At 65.0% G+C, this 549-nt stretch carries 1 pseudogene; it reads left to right on the top strand.

Going from position 1 to position 549, the window contains the following annotated elements:
* Positions 1 to 530, top strand: a pseudogene (locus tag AC01Y6_RS11175) (hypothetical protein); the annotation flags it as partial.
* Positions 531 to 549 lie beyond the last annotated feature (19 nt).

Raw genomic sequence — 549 nt, forward strand, 5'->3', positions numbered from 1 at the left:
AGCGGATTCTAGCCTGGGCTCAGGATGTGCGGGTCCCCGAGGACCTGGCCCTGGACAAGGTCTACTGTCACGAACTGGGCCACGCCTACATGGACACCGCCGACCTCCACCCCGACCCCTATGGGAGGCCCTGGGGCCGGGTGGTGGAGGAGAGCCTGGCCAACCTGGTGGCCTTCCGATGCTTCCAGGGGGCGGAGGCCCTCTGGGTAGCCCGGATGATTCGGAAGCAGCCTCCCGAGTACCGGGGCTATGCGGCTGTTGCCACCCACCCCTTTCTCTTCCACATCGACCTCCCCTTTCGGCGGTGGCATCCCGTTTTCCGGGAGGATTACCTGCGCTGGCTCCACAGATATGACTTTCCGGGCCGGCTTCTCCCTCTCCTTCTCTTCCCGTCCCCTCTGGACGTCGGGAATCTGAACCTCCAGGCCTGGCAGAAAACCAAGCAGCTCGGTCTTTGGCAGCACCCCGAGGCAGAGTGGGCCTGGAAGGCCTTCGCCCGGCTCCTCCTGGAGGAGGCCGTCAGGGCCTAGAGCCTGGTAAGAAGGCAAC

It is taken from the genome of Thermus sp. (assembly GCF_056332225.1).